Origin of the sequence: Chamaesiphon sp. VAR_48_metabat_403 (genome assembly GCF_031422475.1) — a bacterium.
Taxonomy (GTDB): domain Bacteria; phylum Cyanobacteriota; class Cyanobacteriia; order Cyanobacteriales; family Chamaesiphonaceae; genus Chamaesiphon.
On the sequence record NZ_JANPLS010000144.1, the window covers coordinates 1 to 3,609 of the forward strand.

Consider the following 3,609-nt stretch of genomic DNA (forward strand, 5'->3'; position numbering starts at 1 on the left):
GATGTCCACTGGGGGAGCAGCGATGAAAGCGATGATGAAACAGATTGTTGCAGAAAGAAGTGTAGGAACCATCAGTACACCGAACCAACCGATGTAAATCCGGTTTTCAGTGGATGCGATCCAGCTACAAAATCTTTCCCAGACGTTCGCGTTCTGGGTGCGTTGTAAGGTTGTGGTCATGTGATAATTGCTGTTGTTCCTAGTGGAACGGGATGTTTTTTATGTATGAACCTAATTTAACCCGATTGTTAATGTTTGTAAACCTTTCTCATATTCAGAGAACTGATGAGGGTCATCAGGTTTAGTTATCAGTGTCTGGAGCTGCCTAAAAAACAGCACTCGATCGCATTTATGAGAGTTGCGATCGAGTGCTGCTAGATATTAAAAATTGGTTCTGAGGCAAGCTAAATTGAGGATAGCGAACTGTTTTGGCTACTTAGTAGCGGTCGCCGCATGAGGGTGGGGAATTTCAGCGGGGTAAGAGGCTGAAGTCCACAGTAAATTTTGTAACAAGGTCAGACCGACGATCGATAGTGAAGCCGCGATCGAAATTTTGGACAGTTTGACGATGTTGAGAGCAGTTTGCTCGGCAACGTTATCGTGAGTGTTGTTAGAGGCAACTGAGGTAAAAGTCATGTATATTCTCCTAATAATCGCTTCTCGATGTCTACAATGAGCATATTACTTTTTCCGCAAAAGTACGGCTAAGATTGTTACCAACTTTGATGAAATCGGTAAACTTAATTTATAAGTATCTTAGCTGGGTGCTTCTACTCCCAACATTCTAACGCTACATTCCCAGAACTTAAATTACAATCGCCGGAATTTATCGACAATCGAGCGTTACAACCCGTTCAGCAATAAGATTTGAGCCGATCGAGTGAATCTTATTTTAATTTATCTCCATCCGCTATAGACCATCAGAGCCAGCCGCTGCGCCAATCGTGTAGAAATGTTAAGATAATAACGTCAAGTCTTATTATTGCGATCGCAGATATGCCAAAGTCGTCTCTTCCGAAAGTTGTAGTTATTGGTGCGGGCATCGGTGGATTGACGGCGGGCGCATTGCTGGCAAAACGGGGCTATGAAGTGACGATCTTCGATCGGGCGATCGTCCCAGGTGGCTGTGCATCTACGTTTAAGCGCAAAGGCTTTACCTTCGATGTCGGAGCTACCCAAGTCGCGGGGTTAGAACCAGGTGGCATCCATCACCGAATTTTCAGCGAATTAGAAATCGAGTTACCCCCAGCGACACCGTGCGATCCGGCTTGTGCGGTATTTTTACCGGGCGAAACTATGCCAATTAATGTTTGGTGCGATCCGCTGCGATGGCAAGCCGAACGCCAGCAGCAATTCCCTGGTAGCGAACCCTTTTGGCACTTTTTACAACAGTTATTTGCAGCTAGCTGGCAATTTCAAAGTCGCGATCCGATTTTACCCCCGCGTAATTTATGGGACATAACGCAGTTAGTCGGCGCACTGCGGCTCGATACGCTCATTACCGTCCCATTTACCCTCTCTACCGTCGGCGACGCGCTCAAATGGTTTGGATTGAGTGGGGATAAACGGTTGCAAACATTTCTCGATTTGCAATTAAAACTTTACTCTCAGGTGACGGCAGCCGATACCGCCTTATTATATGCCGCAACGGCTCTAGGTGTGTCGCAGACCCCGCAAGGACTGTACCACCTTCAGGGGAGTATGCAGGTATTGAGCGATCGGTTGGTGGCATCGCTAGAGCGGGATGGTGGTAAATTACTGATGCGGCATACGGTCGAGGCGATCGAATGCGATGAGGCTGGCGTAACTGGCGTGACGATCCGCAACCAGAAAACGGGCGCAAACTACACGGAAACCGCCGCTGAGGTGGTGGCAAACGTCACAGCCCAAGATTTGGTCAGATTGCTCGGCGATGCGGCTCCTAAGTCTAATCCTATCCCGTTATTATCGTTGGCGAAGCCGCTCCCTTGGAGCATCGATGGCTATCGATCGCGCGTAAAAACATTACCCCAAGCTTCGGGGGCATTCGTCGTCTATTTGGGAGTCAAACAGAGCGCGATTCCAGCAGAATGTCCGCCGCATTTACAATTCCTCTACGATTACGACGGCATCATCGGCGAAAATAATTCGCTGTTTGTCTCTGTCAGTCATGCTGGAGATGGCAGGGCACCAGAGGGCAACGCGACAATTATTGCGTCCTCATTTGTCGATCCGAATAAATGGTACGGCGAGGGGGTAGATTATGCAGCGATGAAGGCTGAGTATACCGCTACCGCGATTGCTAAATTAGGCGAATATTTCGATCTCTCGCCAGAAAATATTATCGTAACTGAAGCTGGCACGCCACGAACTTTCGAGTATTATACTGGACGCGATCGCGGCATCGTCGGCGGCATCGGACAACGAGTATCGACTTTTGGGCCATTTGGCTTTGCAACGCGCATTCCCGTAGCCGGATTGTGGATGGTAGGCGATTCCACCCATCCCGGCGAGGGTACGGCGGGAGTGAGCTACTCGGCATTAACTGTCGTCAGACAGATCGAGCAGGAGGTGGGGAGGAAGGAGTAAGGAGTAAGAAGAAGTAGGGTGTGTTACTCCGCAGGATAACGCACCAGAGACAAGATAATCTGAGGGCTATTTAAAAAAGTGAGAGACTGCAATTATCGATCGACAAATTAATTACAATCTTGTCTTGAGTACTAGAATCCCTCAAAGCCACCGCCATCTCGATCGCTAGAATGCAGCTCAGATGGCTTTGAAGTTAGTTTTTGACGATCGCTTTTGATTTGACTTAGGAGTAATCCTGTCAGTAAGATAATGCTGCCAATAACTTGCAGCATTGTCGGTAGCTCTGCCAAAATCCAGTAAGCAAATAGCATTCCGGCGATCGGATGAAAGCATGAAACAATTGTTGCTACAGTGAGGGAAGATTCCCGCGAACCCTTAATCCATAACGATTGTCCCACCACGACAATTATCCCGCCATAAATCAACATCCACTGCCATAAAAACGGCGAAAACATCTCGGCAAAATGTCCAGATCCATATAAAATAACGGCAAAGACAAAAAAGACGATCGATCCTAGCCCTGTCCTGAAAATCCCATAGATTCCAACTGGAATATCTGACAACTTTTGCTTATTAATCAGAGTAGCAATCGCCGAGACTACAGCCGCAGTAATGGTCAGAATTTCGCCTGTACCAATCATCAATCCAGACTTTGACAAGTCCGATCGATCTCCAATTACTGCAACTACGATCCCGATTAGGACAACAAACGCCCCGATTTTTTGATACCGATTGAGGCGTTCTTGGAGGATGATTCTAGATAAAATTAAAATCAACGGGACTTCTAATCGCCCTAATAAAATGATGTTATTTACAGGTGATAGTGCTAACGCTCTAAAAATTGCTGCTGGAGCTAAAGCACCCGATAAGATCGCCACAATCGTGAGATTTATCCATTCTACTTTGGAAATATTGCCGAAATTCTCAGCAGTTAATTGATGGCGATACACTATCATCATCAAACCCAATGCACAGACATTGCCAACAAATAGAACATTGCACAAAGAAATTGGATTGTGGCCATTCACAAACTGAGTAGCA

Annotated in this window: 3 protein-coding genes and 1 pseudogene; 1 reads left to right on the forward strand and 3 read right to left on the reverse strand. The window is 46.7% G+C overall.

Annotated features, from left to right (window positions below; genetic code table 11):
- Positions 1–180, reverse strand: a pseudogene (locus tag RMO79_RS06910) (photosystem II q(b) protein); the annotation flags it as partial.
- A gap of 252 nt (positions 181–432) precedes the next feature.
- On the reverse strand, positions 433–636 hold the full coding sequence (locus RMO79_RS06915; RefSeq protein WP_310482350.1) for a hypothetical protein: 204 nt from the start codon (positions 634–636) through the stop codon (positions 433–435).
- Positions 637–996: 360 nt separating this feature from the next.
- On the opposite strand from RMO79_RS06915, the gene crtD reads away from it, so the two are divergent.
- Complete coding sequence (crtD, locus tag RMO79_RS06920) at positions 997–2,568, forward strand: C-3',4' desaturase CrtD (protein WP_310482351.1); 1,572 nt, start codon at positions 997–999, stop codon at positions 2,566–2,568.
- A 131-nt stretch (positions 2,569–2,699) separates the two neighbouring features.
- Here crtD and RMO79_RS06925 read toward each other — a convergent pair.
- A partial coding sequence (locus RMO79_RS06925) for a DMT family transporter (RefSeq protein ID WP_310482352.1) occupies positions 2,700–3,609 on the reverse strand: 910 nt, incomplete at its 5' end.